Genomic DNA, 16,292 nt, shown 5'->3' on the forward strand with positions numbered 1-16,292 from the left:
ATTAGTGCGGCGCGCGTCATCGGAACCCGTGCCCGGTACGGCACCCGCACGAAGCTCCTGAGCCTGATCACCGAGGGGACGGCCACCGACGTCGTGGCGGCATGAATGACGGGAGCGGCCGGGTCGTCGTGCACCACGTCGGCCTTACCGCACAACAGCATGATCACGGCGCGACGCATCGGCAGCGCCGTGAGCGGCTCATATGTGGAGTTCAGCAATAACACGCGACGCCGGCCCCATAGGGAACCGGCGTCGTTGGAGTGCTGTGGGGGGATGGCCCCGGGGACCCTCGTCCCCGGGACACTGTGCAGTATTCGGGCCGACCCGTTCTGGGTCGGCCCAGCGCTGGCACTGTTATGCCGGTGCCCGCGGCCCTTCTTGTGTTGCACCATCGCAACCAGTGCACCACGATTCCGCGGTCTTCGCACGACAATTTGCGCCGTGTTTGCAGGTCAATCCAATGAACATCGCGTAACCAACCCGGCTGATCGGCCGAAGCGTGTACCGGCACAATGGCGTACGTGGCAGCCCCTACCCCTGAAAACTTCTACGACGCCGTCGGTGGCGCCGCCACTTTCCACGCGATCGTGGCCCGCTTCTACGAGCTTGTCGCCGATGACGAGGTGCTGCGCCCCCTGTACCCGGAGGAAGACCTCACCGGCGCCGAGGATCGTCTCCGGATGTTCCTCGAACAATATTGGGGCGGCCCTCGCACCTACTCGGACCAGCGCGGACATCCCCGGCTGCGGATGCGCCACGCACCGTTTCGGATCGGCCCCATCGAACGCGACGCGTGGTTGCGCTGCATGCGGACCGCCGTCGAATCCATCGATCGGAACACCCTTGACGACGACCATCGCGCCCAGCTGTGGAGCTACCTGGAGATGGCGGCGCAGTCGATGGTCAACTCGCCCTTCTGACAGTCGATCGCGATTCGGGGCCAGAGCCGCCGTGGTGCAGAATGACCAACCGTGACCGCCGCCGACTTGGGCCAACATGACGACCCTTGGTGGTCGCAGGCCGTCTTCTATCAGATCTACCCGCGGTCGTTCGGCGACAGCGACGGAGATGGCATCGGCGATCTGGACGGTATTTCAGCAAAGCTTGGCTACCTTGACCTACTCGGCATCCAAGGAATCTGGCTAAATCCTGTTACCAGATCTCCGATGGCCGACCACGGCTATGACGTGTCGAACCCGCGGGATATCGATCCATTGTTCGGCGGATTGACCGCGATGCACAGGCTCATCGCCTCCGCTCACCGCCACGACATCAAGGTCATCATGGACCTGGTCCCCAACCACACCAGCTCCGAGCACCCCTGGTTCATCGAGGCGCTGGCCGCGGCGCCAGGCAGCGATGCCCGGTCTCGCTACATCTTCCGTGACGGCAAGGGCGCCAATGGCCAACTGCCGCCCAACAATTGGCCCTCGGTATTCGGTGGCCCCGCCTGGACGCGGGTGACCGAGCCCGACGGCACGCCCGGCCAGTGGTACCTGCATTTGTTCGCCCCTGAGCAGCCAGATGTCAACTGGGACAACCCCGAAGTGGTCGACGACTTCGCCGAGACTCTGCGCTTCTGGCTCGACCGGGGCATCGACGGATTCCGCCTCGACGTGGCCCATGGCATGGCCAAGCGCCCAGGCCTCCCCGATCTCGAGGACACCGACACCTCGATGCTGCATATCGACGACGAGGACCCGCGTTTCAACAACGAGGGCGTACACGAGTACCACCGCAAGATCCGCAAGGTGTTGGACCAGTACCGCGATGTGGTTGCCGTCGGCGAGATCTGGGTGAACGACAACACTCGCTTCGCCGAATACGTCCGGCCCGACGAGTTGCATCTCGGATTCAACTTCAAACTTGTAGAGGCCGACTTCGACGCGGACAAGATCCGCGCCGCCATCGAAAACTCGCTCACCGCCGTGAATTCCGTAGGAGCGATGCCTACTTGGACGTTGTCCAATCACGACGTGGAGCGTGAGGTGACGCGCTACGGCGATGGTCCGATCGGCCAGTGGCGAGCCCGTGCCATGGCCCTGGTGATGCTCGCACTGCCGGGAACTGTGTTCATCTACAACGGCTCCGAACTGGGGCTGCCAAATGTGGAATTGCCCGACGAGGCTCTGCAGGATCCGGTGTGGGAGCGGTCCGGCCACACCGAGCGGGGTCGCGACGGCTGCCGGGTGCCCATCCCCTGGGAGGGCACCGATCCTCCTTATGGCTTCTCGACCAACGATCAGACCTGGCTACCGATGCCGCACGGCTGGGCCGATTTCACGGTCGAACGCCAGTTGGAGCGCGCCGACTCCACGCTGTCTCTGTACCGGCGTGCGATCGAATTACGCAAGAACCGACAGGAATTCAACGGCACCAGCTTGGAGTGGTACGGCAGCCCGCTGGGCGCGCTGGCCTTCCGCGTTAAGGGCGGCGGCCTGACCTGCGCCCTGAACGTCAGCAGCGACCTGGTGGATCTGCCTGCGGGCGAGGTCATTCTCGCCAGCGGACCCCTCGTCAACGGCAAGTTACCGCGCAACACCGCGGCCTGGATCGTCTAGCGGACCTGTAGCGACAGATCGGTCCGACGGCGATACACCGATCCGAACCGGGCATCCAGCCGCAACCACGCCGGCACGGCACGCACCCGCACCGGTTCGTCCTCGGGCGGGTGCGTGGGAACGAATCCCAATGCAGTCAAAGCGAATACGCATCGCATTGGCACGTCAACTGGCCGGCCGTCGGTTCCTTCGACGGTGACGACGGACTGGTCCAGCAGCGACACGGGCGGACCGTGGGCGCTGCCGTGTTCGCGAGCCAGCTCTCCCCCGCGCTGCGCAAGCTCGAGCACCGTCCGCGCCGGAATATCGTCGAGATACTCGAAGCCGCTATCGGCGGGCAGCGCACCCCGCCACGCCGAGTCCATGGGGAACCCCGTGTGCACGTAGCCGTTGGCATCCGGGGCCTGCAAGCCACGCAGTACTTCATCGACGGTGGCGGAAATATCGGGCGTCCTCAGTTCACCGCGTACCGCACGACAGGCCAGCACATCGAATTGTGTTGCGGTCCAGACAACTACCCGACCATCTTCTCGAGCGCGCAACCGCACCACCGCCGACTCATCCAGGCGGGAAACACGGGTGAGAAAGGTCGCCAGGTCCTTGCGGTCGGAGGCGTCGGGCACCCGTAATGCGGCTTCACTCACTGTCGCGACCAACGCTGCAGGTACTCACGGTGGGTGTCGGTGAGACGCAGCAGGGTTTGACTGTCCAGGTGAAACGTCACCAATTGGGTGTCTGCGATCACCGCGGGTTTGGAGTCCGGCGCCGCGTCCACCGAGCGCACCTCATAGTTGATCGTGAAGTCCACCGCCCGGATCTTCGAGACCCACATGGTCACCTGCAGCGGCGAGTCCGCCAGCCGCACCTGCCCCTTGTACTTCACGTGGACATCTGCGATGAGCAGACCCGTAGTGGTGATCTCTGCGCCAAAAACATCTCGCAGGAAGGGCACTCGCGCCTCTTCCAAGATTGTCACCATCGTCGCGTGGTTCACATGCTGGTACATGTCGATATCGGACCAACGGACCGGAACCGCCGCGACATACCCGGGTTTCTCGCTAACGCTCATCGCACCATCATGCAGGACCGGTGATGCTGCTCCTGATCATCCCTCTGATCTGGCGCGCTGCCACCGACAACGTCGCCAGGTCCGGTTCGCCCGTCGCGAAGATCTCCGCGAGCGTGCCACGAGCCCGCTCCAGACGGGCAGCATTGGTGAACTCCCACTCGGTGATCTTCTGCTCACCAGTCTCATCCGGTTCGCCGACGGAAAGCACATCCATCGTGAGCGCCCGCAGCGAGGAGTAGATGTCATCGCGGATCGCCAACCGGGCCAGGGAATGCCAGCGATCGTTGCGTTCCAGCTGAGAGACGGCGGTCAGCAGATCGTCCACCCTCAGGTCATCCATCAGGGTGAAGTACAGATCCGCGACCTCCGCGCCGTCACGGTCGGCGATGTCGGCGATGTCGATGACGTCCAGCAGACTGAAGCCGTACAGGCAGCCGGCGACATCACCGGCGAGATCGGCCGGAACACCCAGCGCCATCAAGTCTTCGGTCTGCTTGGTGACGATCTCTAGGTCGTGACCGCGCAGCCAGGTGGTGAGCTTCGGGGTCAGCTCGGCAATTCCTTCTGCGAAGCGGTTGATCTCGGCACCGACCGCGAGAGGCTGCGGCCGGTAGCTAATCAGCCACCGTGATGCGCGGTCCAGCAAACGGCGCATGTCCAGGGTCAGCCGGTCCGAAACCGACACCGGTACATCAGCATGCCGGATTCGGTCCCACAGTGAGCGCAGCCCGAAGATGGCCTCCACCGCCACATAGGTCTTGAGCCCGTCCACTGAACCCGTCCCGGCGTCTTCGAAAAGCCGATACACATAGGTGATTCCGCCACAGTCGACCACCGCGTTCACCAGCATGGTCGCGTAGATCTCTTTACGTAGCGGATGCTTGCGGATCTCCGCATCGAAGCGCTCACGCAGCTCGTCCGGGAAGTAGTGCACCATCCGCCGCTGGGTGACCTCTTGCTCGGGGGCGTCAGTGGCCAGCAGGTCCGCCTTGAGCGCCAGCTTCACGTGCGCCATCAGTGTCGACAACTCCGGTGAGGTCAAACCGATCCCGAGTGCGGCGCGGCGCTCGATCTCCTTTTCGGAGGGCAATGCCTCCAGCTGACGATCCAGACCGCGATCCGCCACCAGATGGGCGATCTGTCGCGCGTGCACGGTGAGCAGCGAGGCCGCGTTGGCCCGGCTCGTTCCCATGAGGTTGTTCTGGGACTCGTTGTCGGCCAGTACAAGTGCGGCAACGTCGTCGGTCATGGACTCCAAGAGCGCGGTGCGCTCGGAGGCCTCGACCTTGCCGGCGCTGACCAGTGAGTCGACCAGAATCTTGATGTTGACCTCGTGGTCGGAGCAGTCCACCCCGGCGGAGTTGTCCAGTGCATCGGTATTGACCCGGCCGCCGTTGAGCTCGAATTCGATGCGCCCGCGCGAGGTCAGGCCCAGGTTGCCGCCCTCGCCGATCACCTTGGCGCGCATCTGGTTTCCGTTGACACGGACCGAGTCGTTGGCCTTGTCTCCCACCTCGGCCTGCGATTCGCTCTCAGCCTTGACGTAGGTGCCGATACCGCCGTTGAAGAACAGGTCGACCGGGGCCAGCAGGATGGCCCGGATGAGCTGGGGCGGTGTCATCTCGGTGACACCGCTGTCGATGCCGAGGGCCTCACGTACCTCGGGACTGATCGGCACCGATTTCTGTTCCTTGCTGTACACGCCGCCCCCGGCGCTGATGAGCGCCGGGTTGTAGTCGGCCCAGCTGGAACGCTCCAACGCGAACATCCGCTTGCGTTCTGCCCAGGACGATGCGGGCTCGGGGTTGGGGTCCAGGAAGATGTCCCGGTGGTCGAAGGCGGCCACCAGCTTGATGTGCTGCGAGAGCAGCATGCCGTTGCCGAACACGTCCCCGCTCATATCGCCAACCCCGGCGACCGTGAAATCCTCTGTCTGGGTGTCGATCCCCATTTCCAGGAAGTGACGTTTGACGCTCTCCCAGGCACCGCGGGCAGTGATTCCCATGGCCTTGTGGTCGTACCCGACGGAGCCGCCGGAGGCGAACGCGTCACCCAGCCAGAATCCGTAGGACTTGGCGACATCGTTGGCGATATCGGAGAACGTCGCGGTGCCCTTGTCTGCTGCCACCACCAGATAGGTGTCATCGCCGTCGCGGCGGCGCACCGCCTGCGGCGGGATGACGGCGTTGGTGGCGCTGTCCAAGTTGTCGGTGACGTCAAGCAGACCACCGACGAATCGCCGATAGCATTCGACACCCTCGGCGCGGAACGCATCCCGGTCGACGGCGGCATCGCCGGTGGTCGCCGGCGGCTGCTTGACCACGAATCCGCCCTTGGCCCCGACGGGGACGATGACGGCGTTCTTCACGGCCTGCGCCTTGACCAACCCCAGGATCTCGGTGCGGAAGTCCTCGCGGCGATCCGACCACCGCAGCCCGCCACGGGCGACGGGGCCGAAGCGCAGGTGCACACCCTCAACGCGTGGGGAGTACACGAAGATCTCGAACCGCGGCCGGGGCTCGGGCAGCTCCTCGATCTCACGCGGATTGAGTTTGAAGGCGAGCACCCCCTTGGCCCGGGCCGAGTCCTCTTCCTTCACAAAGTAGTTGGTGCGCAAGGTCGCCTGAATCAGCGAAAAGAAGGCGCGCAGCACTCGGTCGGTATCGAGGCTGATGACCTTGTCGATCTCGGCCAGAACCTGCTCCGCCTTGGTGTCGGCCAGCATGTTGTCGGTGAAGGCCGGATCGAAGCGCGCCTCGAAGAGTTCCACGAAGTCGCGCGCGGTAACGGAATTGTCGGCGAGCACTGTCTCAATATGTGCCTGGCTGTAGGGGAAGCCGGCCTGCCGCAGGTATTTGGCATATCCGCGCAGGATGGTGATCTGACCGGCGGTGAGCCCGGCCCGCAGTACCAGTTCGTTGAATCGGTCCGTCTCGACGCGGCCATTCCACACATCATCGATCGCGTCGGTGAAGAGCTGCGCGCGGTGCTGCACCCCCTCGGCATCAAAGGTACGTGCGATCGCCGGGTGCACCACGATGCGGAATGCGTACAGCGAGACGGCAAGCCCGTCGGGACGGGTGAAGTGATAGGGGCGTTCCTCCATCACGTCCACGCCCATGCTCTGCAGGACCGGCAGCACCTCGCTCAGCGATGCCGAGCGTCCGCCCAGGTACATACTGAGCACACCGGTGGCCGGCTCTTCGGCCGCGTCGTAGGCAAGATCAAGCGAATTATCTTGGAGACCTTCGATTCTCGCGATGTCATCGATGGCGTCCGCGGGTGCGACGTTCGTCTTGAAGACCTCGGGCAGGATGACCGAGTAGCGCTCGGCGCAGGCGCGATCGATCGGCGAGTCCGGCCGTACCGCGCTCACCAGACGGTCACTCCAGGTACGGCTGGTCTGAGTGAGTAGTCCCTGTAAACGAATCCGGTTGGCCTCGGAAGTATCGACACTTGTGGACAGATTGTCCTCGGGCATACGAATCGTGAAATGGACCAATGCCCAGGGTGATTCGCTGACACGCGCGGTGTAATCGATACCCGTGCCGCCGAGCTCACGCACCAGGGTGTCCTGCATGGCCAGTCGAACGGTCGTGGTGTACCGGTCGCGGGGCAGGTATACCAGGGCGGTCACGAAGTTGCCGAGCTCGTCGGATCGCAGAAACAGCAGCGAACCCGGGTGCGCACCAATGTTCCTCACGGCGGTGACGATGTTTTGCAGCTGGTCCACGCCCACCGTGAACAGCTCCGCGCGGGGCAGGTTCTGCATGATGTCGATGAGCATGTGCCCGGCCAGCGAGTCCTGGTTGGCGTCCGAGCGCGCAAGCACCTGGTGCACCCGAGCGGAGATCACCGGAATGTCCAGTACATCGGCGTTCATGGCGGCCACGGTGAAAACGCCCACGAGGCGGTGCTCGATGGCGGGACCGCTGCCGTCGTCCTGCCGGATCACCACGATGTTCGGATAGATCGCATAACGCAGATAGGTCGGCACGGTGGCTTGAGCCAGGACCAGCAGCTCGTCGTTGTGGGTGAGCTGCGGAAGCACCTCTTCGCGCCGCTTGAGCAGGCCGAGCCGACTCGATTCGTCGACGGTGGCCCGCCCGTCCGCGACGGTGCACCGCTGATATCCGAGCACCGTGAAGTTGCCTTCGACGAGCCAGCGCAGCAGGTTCGCGACCTCGGCGAGTTCGGCAGACGAAAACCGTGCCGTGCCCGCCGAGGCGTCTAGATCGGCAGCCAGCTCGATGACCGCGTCACGCATGGCGTCGGTGTCCGCTGCGACATGACTGCCGTCTTCGAGCGTGTGCGGCAGCTGCGTCTCGATAAAGGCCAGCCGTTCGGCGTCGATAGACGGTGGCAGCTGCAGGTGGATCCAGCACTCGGCACCGATGGCGGTATCGCTGTGTGGGTTTTCAACCGGTACCGCGGAGAGCAGGGTGCCATCGGCGGAACGTTCGACCGTGAAGACCGGGTCCATCAGGTCCACGATCGCGACGCCTAAACGTCGCAGCAGCACGGTGACGGAGTCCGTGAGCAACGGCGTGTAGTCGGTGACCAACTGCAAGGCGGTTCCGAGCCCCGCATCGTCTCCATTGCGGTAAACGGCCATCGAAATCGCGTGCGGCGGGCGTTGTGCTGCCAGCCGCAGCAGCGACCGCATGAGTGCCTCACGCACGGGCGGCGCCGGCGGTGTGGCGTGGCCGTCAGCATCGAGCGCTTCATCCCATTCCTGGTCGCCCAGGAATCGGGAGTGACTGAATGCAGCCTCCAGCGCCTCAATGGTCGGCACGCCAGATCCATTGGTAGATGGCGTGTTTTCGGGAGTTGTGGTCCCTGTCTTAACAGTCACGCAGAACGCTCCTGGCCGAGTTTGCATGCCGGGTTTCGGCACGCAATCTCACCCTAGTCGCGAGTCAGGCGGCGGTGGGTAACTCTGTGAGGTCTCGCTGCATCGATACCCAAACGTTCAACTTTGTTGTCTTCGTACGCCTGGAAGTTGCCTTCAAACCAGAACCATGCGGCGGGGTTATCGTCGGATCCCTCCCACGCCAGGATGTGCGTGCAGGTGCGGTCCAGGAACCAGCGATCGTGCGAGATGACCACCGCGCAGCCGGGGAACTGCTCGAGCGCGTTCTCCAGTGAGCTCAGGGTTTCGACGTCGAGGTCGTTGGTGGGCTCATCGAGCAGGATCAGGTTGCCGCCCTGTTTGAGGGTTAGCGCCAGGTTGAGACGGTTGCGCTCACCACCGGAAAGGACGCCCGCGGGCTTCTGCTGATCCGGCCCCTTGAATCCGAACGCAGAAACATAAGCCCGCGAAGGCATTTCATTCTGACCGACCACAATGTGGTCGAGCCCGTCGGAAACGACCTCCCAGACGTTCTTCTTCGGGTCGATGCCGGCGCGGCTCTGGTCGACGTAGCTCAGTTTGACGGTCTCGCCCACCTTGACCTCGCCACCATCGGGGTTTTCCAACCCGACGATGGTCTTGAACAGCGTGGTCTTACCGACGCCGTTGGGGCCGATGACGCCGACGATGCCGTTACGGGGCAGCGTGAACGACAGATCCTTGATGAGGGCGCGTTCCTCGAAGCCCTTGTCGAGATGACTGACCTCGACGACCACATTGCCCAGCCGCGGGCCGGTGGGAATCTGGATCTCCTCGAAGTCCAGCTTCCGCGTCTTCTCCGCCTCGGCGGCCATCTCCTCGTACCGCCCGAGCCGGGCCTTGTTCTTGGCCTGCCGGGCCTTGGCGCCCGACCGCACCCACGCGAGCTCTTCCTGCAAACGCTTATGCAGCTTGGCGTCCTTCCGCCCCTGCACGGCGATGCGATCGGCCTTCTTCTCCAGGTACGTGGAGTAGTTGCCCTCATAGGGGTAGGCGCGGCCGCGGTCCAGTTCCAGAATCCACTCGGCCACGTTGTCCAGGAAGTACCGGTCGTGAGTCACGGCCAGGATGGCGCCCGGGTAGTTGGCCAGGTGCTGCTCCAGCCACAGCACGCTCTCGGCGTCCAGGTGGTTGGTGGGCTCATCGAGCAGCAGCAGATCAGGCTTGGACAGCAGCAGCTTGCACAAGGCGACGCGTCGACGCTCACCACCGGACAGATGCGTCACCGGCTCGTCCGGGGGCGGACAACGCAGCGCATCCATGGCCTGCTCAAGCTGCGAGTCGATATCCCAGGCATCGGCGGCGTCCAGCTCTTCCTGGAGCTTGCCCATCTCTTCCATGAGCTCGTCGGAGTAGTCGGTAGCCATCAACTCGGCAACCTCGTTGTACCGATTGAGCTTGCCCTTGAGAGCCACGCCTGCCTCGACGTTCTCGCGCACTGTCTTGGTCTCGTCCAGCTGCGGCTCCTGCATCAGGATGCCGACGCTGGCCCCATTCGCCAGGAACGCCTCGCCGTTGTTCGGCTTATCGAGTCCGGCCATGATCTTCAGGACGCTGGATTTACCGGCGCCGTTCGGACCGACCACACCAATCTTGGCGCCGGGCAGGAAATTCAGGGTGACATCATCGAGGATGACCTTGTCGCCATGCGCCTTGCGGACTTTCATCATCGTGTAGATGTACTCAGCCATTGCCGCGCTGTCGCCTCTCCTCTAAGTTCTTTAGCCGCAGCTCACGACCATTCTTATGAGCTGCCCGAACCATCCTAGGTGAGAGGCGACCGCGCGGTCGCCGGTGTCAGCTCGGGATCACGCACTCAAGCGCAGGTTTCCCGACTCCTCGCTGCTCTCGCCCGTTTCCGGCAGGTCCGTCGTGGGCTCCTCGGCACCCGGATCGGGTTGCTCCGCTGCTTCGGCATCCTCCTGCTTGCCGGTGTACCCGGCCTTCTCTATCCGGGCGATGGTCCGCGACAGATCTGGCCCAACGGCGATTGCCTTCATCTCCGTGACCTGACGGCGGTTGCCGTCCTTGTCCTCGAACTCACTGGTGTGCAGATGACCGTGCACGATCACCGGCGCACCCTTCCCCAACGCGGCACCCACCCCGGTGACCAGCCGGCCCCAGCAGGTGACGTTGATGAAAAGGGAGTTCGAATTCACCCAACTACCGTCGTCACGCCTGCGGCGTGCATTACTGGCGACGCGGAACTTGATCATCTCGTCGGAGCCGACTTGGCGGCGCTTGAGGTCCCCGACGATGGATCCGATCACAGTCACTGGAGTTTCAAACATGGTCCGTGCCTTTCCTATCTCTATATCTGTTCTCAGCACCGCCGATCCGGCGCCCTTGGCAGCTCCAGTAACCCGGCACACACCGACACCGCGACGACATGTGGGCGCGTTCGGGCGGCGGCTGTGGATGGGTGCCGGATTGGGGACAACTGGCCGATGGGTCTCACCACCCGTACCTTGCTTGACATGACGGTTTGGATCATGCACCGCCCCGAGGACGAAATCTCTGCCGAATTGCAGGGCTCATCAGGGCCGTTGGCCGGTGTTCGACTCGCGGTCAAGGACAACGTGGACGTGGGTGGCGTGCCCACCACCGCCGCCTGCCCGGAGTTCGCATACATTCCCGAGCACGATGCACCGGCGGTCGCGGCCTTGCGCGCGGCAGGCGCCGCCGTGGTGGGCAAGACCAACCTCGATCAATTCGCGACCGGACTCGTGGGCACGCGCTCCCCATACGGCGCGGTATCGGACTCGCGCCGCCCCGAATACATCAGCGGCGGTTCCAGTTCGGGATCCGCGGTGGCCGTCGCAACCGGCGAGGCCGATATCGCGATCGGCACCGACACCGCAGGATCCGGGCGGGTGCCCGCCGGGCTGCAGGGCATCGTCGGGATCAAACCGACAGTCGGCGTTGTCTCCACCCAGGGTGTGGTCCCCGCCTGCGAATCCTATGACTGTGTGACCATTTTCGCCCGCACACTGGCCACCGCCAATCTGGCGATGGCCGCCATGGGTGCCGCCGCTGGACCCCGCCCGTGGCCCGCCAACACCCGGCTGGCAGCGCCCCCGCAGCCCACCATCGCCGTACCGCGTGAGCTGCCCGCACTCGATGAGGTGTGGCGCAGTGCTTTTGACTCGGCCGTAGAGCATCTTCGCGCAACGGGAGCGACGATCGTCGAGATCGATCTGGCGCCGTTCCTTGCCGCCGCGAAACTGCTGTACGAGGGCGCGCTGGTCAGTGAACGCTATGCCGCCGTCGGTGAGTTCATCGACGCCAACCCCCAGGCAGCGCTTGATCCCACTGTCGCGCAGATTGTTTCGGGTGCACGCGATATCCCGGCACATCGACTGGTGCGCGATCGCGCCGAGGTGCAGCGCCTGCGCGAGGAGGCCATGGCCGCCCTGGCGGGTGCGGACGCACTGTTGGTGCCCACTGCGCCGTTGCACCCAACGATTGAACAGGTGCAGGCCGACCCGATTGGCGTCAACGCGACGATGGGGACCTACACCAACTTCTGCAACCTGTTCGATCTGTGCGCGGTAGCGGTGCCCGCGGGAACCGCCGGTGAGGCCCAGTTCGGGGTGACCGTGCTGGCGCGCGCCTTCGATGACGCGGTGGCCTTCGACATCGCCGCATTGGTCACCGGAGATGCTGCAGAACAAGATGTTTGGCCAGCAGCGATCACCTTGTCTCATGAGCTCGCGGTGTTCGGCGCGCATCTCAGGGGCGGCCCGCTGGAATTTCAGCTCACCGATCTGGGCGCGCGCTGGGTCGGCCCGGTGCGCACCACGCCAAAGTATCGGATGGCGGCGCTGCGCACCACACCTCCCAAACCCGGGCTCACTCGTTCGGAAGAGGATGGGGTGAGTATCGGCGGCGAAATCTGGCGACTGTCACCCGCCGCACTGGGCACCTTCCTCGCGCAGCTGCCCGAGCCGATGCTGCTGGGTAAGGTCGAATGCGATGACGGTGTGTGGCGCACCGGGTTCGGCTGTGACGGCGCCGCGGCGCAGGCCGGTATCGACATCAGCGAGCACGGCAGCTGGCCCGCCGCCATCGCCGCGGGCGCAATTTAAAACGGTCTTCGCGCAGGCGGCTCATCCACGAACTAGCGCGAGTTCTCGTCCAGCTGAGCCATTTTGGCGAGCATGGCGTTGTACGCGGCCAGGTCGGCGTCGTCGTCACGGTCGGCGGCGCGGTCCTGTCGGCGGGCCAGTCGCTCATCGGAACGCGACCACTGGATGACCAGGGCGATCATGACCACCAGCAGCGGCAGCTCCCCCGTCGCCCAGGTGATCGCGCCGCCCATGTGTTGGTCGGCGGCCAGGTCGATCCGCCATGGCAGGGCCAGATTGCTATAGAACTTTTCGCCCAGAATCGATTTCGTGCCCATCAAGATGACGCCGAAGAAGGCGTGCAGGGGCAGCGACACCAGCACGATGCCCAGCTTGGCGACCGGCGGCAGGCGCCGCGGCGACGGGTCGATACCGATGACCACCCAATAGAACAGATATCCGCTGAGCAGGAAGTGCAGATTCATCGCGAGGTGCGCGGCATGCACGTCGACGGCAGCGTCGTAGAGCCCACTCAGATACAAGCCGTAGAACCCGCCGATGAACAGCGATGTGGCCACCAGCGGATGGGTCAGGAAGCGAGAGAAGCTGCTGTGCAACAGCATCTGCACCCATTCACGCAGTCCTGGCGGATCCTCTTTGCCCGCGGCGGGTAGCACGCGCAGCAGCAGCGTGATGGGACCACCGAGGACCAGCAGCACAGGTACCAACATCGAGAGTGTCATGTGCGCCACCATGTGCATGCTGAACATGGCGGGCATGTACCGGCCGACGCCGGAGGATGTGGCGATGAGCAGGAAGGCGCAGCCGGACAGCCAGGCGATGGTGCGCCCCACCGGCCAGGCGTCGCCGCGGGCCTTGAGTCGACGGACACCCACCAGGTAGGTGATCGCGAAAACGAGGGCGGCCGTGCCGAAGATGAGATCGAAACGCCAGTCGAACATCAGTCGCTGCGGGGTCGGCGGACCGTCGAGCGTGTACCCGATAGCGACCTCGACCGGTGAAGGATTGAGATTGACCGGTGGCGGTGGCGGGGTGCGACCGAGGCCGACGGCGATGCCGAAGGTCACCGCGAAGATGACTGCTTCGATGCCTGCGAGCCGGATCAGCGGACGACGGTTCTGCGGTTCCACGGTCAATGTCGTTATCGCCGAGCGGCGTTGCAGATACCCCAGGACGCCGAGAACCAGGAGCGCGGTGGCCTTGCCCACCAGTAGCCAGCCGTAGCGGGTGGTGAACAGGTCCGAAAGCTGCACCCGGATAAGCGCGTTGATGATTCCACTGAGCCCGATCGCAACGTAGCACCACAGCGCCAGCGTCGAGAACCGGCGTGCGGCCACGTCCAGATAGCCGCCCCCGCGCAACGCGTGGATCAACAGCGCGACCAGCCCGCCGGCCCACAGCGCCGCGGACACCAGATGGATGATCAGGCTGTTGGTGCCCAGGTCGTGCGCGCCACCGGTTGCCGAATGCCCCACCACCGCCAGCGGCATCAATGTGCCCACCGATCCGAGCACCAGCAGCGGTGTCCACGACCAGCGCAGCACGACGCGGCTGGCGATCGCGACAGCGGCGGCGATAAAGGCCATCCAGCGCCAGGCATTCACGGTTTCGATCTCACCTGCGAGTGTCCACAGCTCTCCAGCGCCGAAATCACTCATCGGCTGACCGGCGACGTCGGATATCGACAGTGGCACCATCACCGCCGAGAGCACTGCGAGTGCGGCCGATGCCGCCGTGCCGAGGCGCAGCGAGCGATAGCCGTCCACATCGAGCACGCCGCTGGACTGCGGTGGGACAAAGAAGGCAGTGAGCAGGAAGGCGCCGACGGCGACGACGGCGGCAATTTCGGCGGCCGCGCGCACGAACGGCAGACCATAGGAGGTGACAGGGCCGGGGTTGGGCAGACCCGTCGCGAGCAGGGCCTCCGTCAGCGACAGCGCGCCGATGGTGGCCGCGACCAGGCCCGCCAGTACCGCGAGGCCGACGACGATCGTCCAGATCGGCGAATCGGTCTTCCTGGCGGTGGGGGTCGTCGTCACCAGTCAAGGGTATGGCGAGATGCGATCCACACCGCCACCGGTTCGATAGACTCCCATCCGGCTAGCGCCACATGCCTCCGTAGCTCAGTCGGATAGAGCAAGGGCCTTCTAATCCCTAGGTCGCAGGTTCGATTCCTGCCGGGGGCGCTGGTTGTTTATGCAGGTAGAGGCGTTTTCGAGGTGGCTCATACGGCCATCGGAAAGCCGAAAACGCCGCTCTTGTCACCCATCTGTCACCCAAACCGGGTATCGGCCACGCGCCAGCAACCTGCGAGAACAACGAGCGCCGAATATTGGCTGCCACGTATAGTTCGGCCAACTGGGTTTGATGCTTGGAGGGGCAATGGGGATCGAAGATCTAATCAAGAACGCGAACGCCGGTCAGCTGGTCCTACACATGGACGACGAGGCATTTAACAAGCTCGTCACCGCATGCGATGCCTACATAGACGACTTGCACGAGCTGCACCGTAAGGCGAACGAACTGGCGTGGCACAAGCTGGGCGCTGAATCATTGCCATCCGGCCAGCGGCTCGCAGAGGTCTTCCGCGACAAAGCCTCAGGTCCCACCAACAGCGCCGCAAGTACCTTCGCATCGCACATCGAACAAGCCGAGAACTTCAAAACCCTGTTCCTGGCAGCCCGTAGCGCATACCGCCAGACAGACGAGCACAACGCGAACAGCTTCAAACCGGGCGATGGGCATTAGCCGATACACGCAGCCAGCTGTCGCGGTCCTGACGGCTGCCCTGCTCGCATCGTGCAGTCATACCGGTATTCAACCCAAGGACAGCACAGCGGCTACCGCCACAACCACTTCCGCGGTCACTGCGAATGCTGCCGGTAGACCGAAGATCACCTACGAACCCTGCAAAGAAATTCCCGCGAACGTAGTCGCGCAAGAGAAACTCGACCGACGTCCCCCAGAGCCGGATCGCCGAACCGATGGCGAGACCGAAAACAACACATGCGGATACCTCGCACAAGCCAGATACGGCGTTACCGTCACCGCATCGAACTACACGCTCGACATGGACAGGAAAGACCCCGCGCACTGGGATTTCAAGGATCTCGAAATCAACGGCCGCAAGGCATTGAGCTACTACCTATTCCAAGGCGACACCAATACCTGCGCGATTGACCTACAGGCGAGCACCGGCGTGTACGGCGTCATGGTCGACAGCGCGACAGGCAAGTTCGGCGAGTTCCCCGATTGCCTCACCGCCGCCAGAACCCACCTCGACGCCTTCCTTCCACATTTCCCTTCCTAGCACCAGAATCTGGCTACCGCGTATAGTTCCCGCTAGCAGGGTTTCGATGACTGAGGGGGAACTGATGCCTGATCCGTTGAGCTTCGATCCGGAGTTGTTGCACCGGCAAGCGAACAAACTGTTGGATCATGTGGAGGCCCATCGGCAAGATCACGCGGGACATGACGCCGATTTGTCGAATGCCGCCAGTGCTTGGTCGGGGGCCATCGGTTCGGCACTGGAAGAACTACGCAGCGGGTGGGTCGAACAGCACGAGGTGACACACAAACAGGCGGGCGAGCACGCCACCTGGATTTTTGAGGCCACCTCCAAAATTACGGCGACCGATGAGAACAGTGCGGGCCGTCTCGGTAACACCGAAAACAAGATCTGA

Annotated in this window: 12 protein-coding genes, 1 tRNA gene and 1 pseudogene; 7 read left to right on the top strand and 7 right to left on the bottom strand. The window is 63.9% G+C overall.

Annotation, left to right across the window (positions count from 1 at the left end):
* Positions 1-392: pseudogene (locus B4383_RS24025) on the bottom strand (HNH endonuclease); the annotation flags it as partial.
* A gap of 120 nt (positions 393-512) precedes the next feature.
* Here B4383_RS24025 and B4383_RS24035 point away from each other — a divergent pair.
* Positions 513-920, top strand: a complete 408-nt coding sequence (locus tag B4383_RS24035) for a globin (protein ID WP_078294228.1) — start codon at positions 513-515, stop codon at positions 918-920.
* 51 nt (positions 921-971) lie between these two features.
* A complete protein-coding gene (locus B4383_RS24040) occupies positions 972-2,561 on the top strand; it encodes an alpha-amylase family glycosyl hydrolase (RefSeq protein WP_078294226.1) in 1,590 nt (529 codons plus the stop codon).
* Here B4383_RS24040 and B4383_RS24045 read toward each other — a convergent pair.
* The 5 genes from B4383_RS24045 to B4383_RS24065 all read right to left on the bottom strand — a co-directional run bounded on the left by B4383_RS24045 (position 2,558) and on the right by B4383_RS24065 (position 10,812).
* Positions 2,558-3,205, bottom strand: coding sequence for a hypothetical protein (locus B4383_RS24045; protein ID WP_078294223.1), 648 nt, complete (start codon positions 3,203-3,205; stop codon positions 2,558-2,560). The two genes, B4383_RS24040 and B4383_RS24045, sit on opposite strands and share 4 nt — an antisense overlap.
* Entirely contained in the window at positions 3,202-3,630 is a 429-nt protein-coding gene (locus B4383_RS24050) for a thioesterase family protein (RefSeq protein WP_078294221.1), read from the bottom strand. Before B4383_RS24050 ends, B4383_RS24045 begins: the two co-directional genes overlap by 4 nt.
* A gap of 7 nt (positions 3,631-3,637) precedes the next feature.
* On the bottom strand, positions 3,638-8,311 hold the full coding sequence (locus tag B4383_RS24055) for an NAD-glutamate dehydrogenase (RefSeq protein WP_078294238.1): 4,674 nt from the start codon (positions 8,309-8,311) through the stop codon (positions 3,638-3,640).
* A gap of 227 nt (positions 8,312-8,538) precedes the next feature.
* Positions 8,539-10,212: an energy-dependent translational throttle protein EttA gene (ettA, locus tag B4383_RS24060; RefSeq protein WP_078294218.1), complete on the bottom strand. Its 1,674-nt coding sequence runs from the start codon at positions 10,210-10,212 to the stop codon at positions 8,539-8,541.
* Between the two features lie 117 nt (positions 10,213-10,329).
* Positions 10,330-10,812 (bottom strand): single-stranded DNA-binding protein, encoded by a 483-nt coding sequence (locus B4383_RS24065; protein ID WP_078294216.1) that lies wholly within the window; start codon positions 10,810-10,812, stop codon positions 10,330-10,332.
* A 186-nt stretch (positions 10,813-10,998) separates the two neighbouring features.
* Between B4383_RS24065 and atzF the strand changes: the two genes are divergently transcribed.
* Positions 10,999-12,609: an allophanate hydrolase gene (gene atzF / locus B4383_RS24070; protein WP_078294236.1), complete on the top strand. Its 1,611-nt coding sequence runs from the start codon at positions 10,999-11,001 to the stop codon at positions 12,607-12,609.
* Positions 12,610-12,641: 32 nt separating this feature from the next.
* On the opposite strand, the gene B4383_RS24075 is transcribed toward atzF, so the two are convergent.
* Entirely contained in the window at positions 12,642-14,648 is a 2,007-nt protein-coding gene (locus B4383_RS24075) for a cytochrome c oxidase assembly protein (protein WP_078294214.1), read from the bottom strand.
* 73 nt (positions 14,649-14,721) lie between these two features.
* On the opposite strand from B4383_RS24075, the gene B4383_RS24080 reads away from it, so the two are divergent.
* The 4 genes from B4383_RS24080 (at position 14,722) to B4383_RS24095 (ending at position 16,292) form a co-directional block, all read left to right on the top strand.
* Positions 14,722-14,795: transfer RNA gene (locus tag B4383_RS24080), tRNA-Arg, on the top strand.
* A gap of 196 nt (positions 14,796-14,991) precedes the next feature.
* The gene (locus B4383_RS24085) at positions 14,992-15,357 is read left to right on the top strand and encodes a hypothetical protein (protein WP_078294211.1); all 366 of its coding nucleotides are present in this window, start codon (positions 14,992-14,994) and stop codon (positions 15,355-15,357) included.
* Positions 15,347-15,919, top strand: coding sequence for a DUF3558 domain-containing protein (locus B4383_RS24090; protein ID WP_078294208.1), 573 nt, complete (start codon positions 15,347-15,349; stop codon positions 15,917-15,919). Before B4383_RS24085 ends, B4383_RS24090 begins: the two co-directional genes overlap by 11 nt.
* Before the next feature lie 46 nt (positions 15,920-15,965).
* Positions 15,966-16,292 carry a hypothetical protein gene (locus tag B4383_RS24095; protein WP_286144145.1) on the top strand — a complete coding sequence of 109 codons (327 nt, stop codon included), beginning with the start codon at positions 15,966-15,968 and terminating at the stop codon, positions 16,290-16,292.

This window comes from Mycobacterium sp. D16R24, from assembly GCF_002013385.1.
GTDB lineage: Bacteria > Actinomycetota > Actinomycetes > Mycobacteriales > Mycobacteriaceae > Mycobacterium.

Bases quoted from the DNA above. Each gene is read 5' to 3' on its own strand.
- B4383_RS24085 (WP_078294211.1), top strand. From the start codon at position 14,992: ATGGGGATCGAAGATCTAATCAAGAACGCGAACGCCGGTCAGCTGGTC.
- ettA (WP_078294218.1), bottom strand. From the start codon at position 10,212: ATGGCTGAGTACATCTACACGATGATGAAAGTCCGCAAGGCGCATGGC.
- B4383_RS24095 (WP_286144145.1), top strand. From the start codon at position 15,966: ATGACTGAGGGGGAACTGATGCCTGATCCGTTGAGCTTCGATCCGGAG.
- B4383_RS24065 (WP_078294216.1), bottom strand. From the start codon at position 10,812: ATGTTTGAAACTCCAGTGACTGTGATCGGATCCATCGTCGGGGACCTC.
- atzF (WP_078294236.1), top strand. From the start codon at position 10,999: ATGACGGTTTGGATCATGCACCGCCCCGAGGACGAAATCTCTGCCGAA.
- B4383_RS24090 (WP_078294208.1), top strand. From the start codon at position 15,347: ATGGGCATTAGCCGATACACGCAGCCAGCTGTCGCGGTCCTGACGGCT.
- B4383_RS24035 (WP_078294228.1), top strand. From the start codon at position 513: ATGGCGTACGTGGCAGCCCCTACCCCTGAAAACTTCTACGACGCCGTC.
- B4383_RS24050 (WP_078294221.1), bottom strand. From the start codon at position 3,630: ATGAGCGTTAGCGAGAAACCCGGGTATGTCGCGGCGGTTCCGGTCCGT.